The organism is Kluyvera sp. Awk 3, assembly GCF_028069715.1.
Lineage (GTDB): Bacteria > Pseudomonadota > Gammaproteobacteria > Enterobacterales > Enterobacteriaceae > Kluyvera > Kluyvera georgiana_A.
Window position 1 is genome coordinate 1 of record NZ_JANEWH010000284.1, and the last position, 1,108, is coordinate 1,108.

1 protein-coding gene is annotated in these 1,108 nt (G+C 45.1%); it reads left to right on the forward strand.

Going from position 1 to position 1,108, the window contains the following annotated elements:
- Positions 1–171: 171 nt before the first annotated feature.
- The coding region (locus tag NNN71_RS24655) for a LacI family DNA-binding transcriptional regulator (RefSeq protein WP_271459585.1) at positions 172–1,108 on the forward strand (937 nt) is incomplete at its 3' end.

Sequence of the window (1,108 nt, forward strand, 5' to 3'; positions counted from 1 at the left end):
GAATTAAATTCACGCCCTTAATATATAAAAACCACTCAAACGCATATCCGATCACGCTTTTATTCAAACAACATCACCAGCTTGTGATCTATTTATCAATCCACATTAATGCAAATGGGAAAACGTTTTCTCTCTCCATATACTAAACCCGTCTACAAATACGGAAAGAGCATGACCATAACGCATAACGACAGAAAAAAACTCACAATTAAAGATATTGCTCACGCTGCCGGAGTGAGTATTAGCACCGTATCGAAAGTAATAAACAGCACAGGTTCAATCAGTCACATAACAAAAGAAAGAGTTTTATCCGTTATTAATGAATTCGATTACAGGCCTAATGAAATTGCACGTGCACTGCATCAAAAGAAAACATATACCATCGGCTTGTTATCAACAGATGATTACGGACGCTTCAGCTTACCTGTTTTAAAGGGTATTGAGAATGCCTTACTTGAAGCGCAGATTTCGGTATTTCTTTGTAACGCCAGCGGTTCGCCTCAGGAATTAAAGCGACACGTTGATTTACTGCTGGCAAAGCGCGTCGACGGTATTATCGTCACCGCAGCCAAAACGGATACCCGCGATCCGCTGCCGTTAAAGAAACACGATACGCCGGTGGTGTATGTCTATACCAACGTCGACGATGACAACGAACTCTGCGTTCTGCCTGACGATTTCGGCGCTGGCGCTCTGGCCTGTCGTCATTTAATCGACCAGGGCAGCCAGAATATCGTGCAGATCGCCGGTCCGGCATATTATCTGGCGGTGCAGCAGCGCCATGAGGGCTACCGCCAGGAGATGAGCAAAGAGGGGTTGATCGTCAGAGCGCCTGAATATGGTTCCTGGACATCAGCACATGGTTATCGTGCAATGCAATCTATTCTTGCGCGGTACCCTGAAATTGACGGTGTTATTGCTGGCAATGATTTAATTGGACACGGTGTTTTACAGGCGCTCTATGAATATGGGAAATCAGTTCCTGATAATGTCGCCGTGATCGGCTTTGATAACTGGCAGGTTATTACCGAATTATGTCGCCCGAAACTAAGCAGTATTGATTTTTGCCTGACGGAATTAGGCCGCGTCGCCGGCCAATGCTTAATAA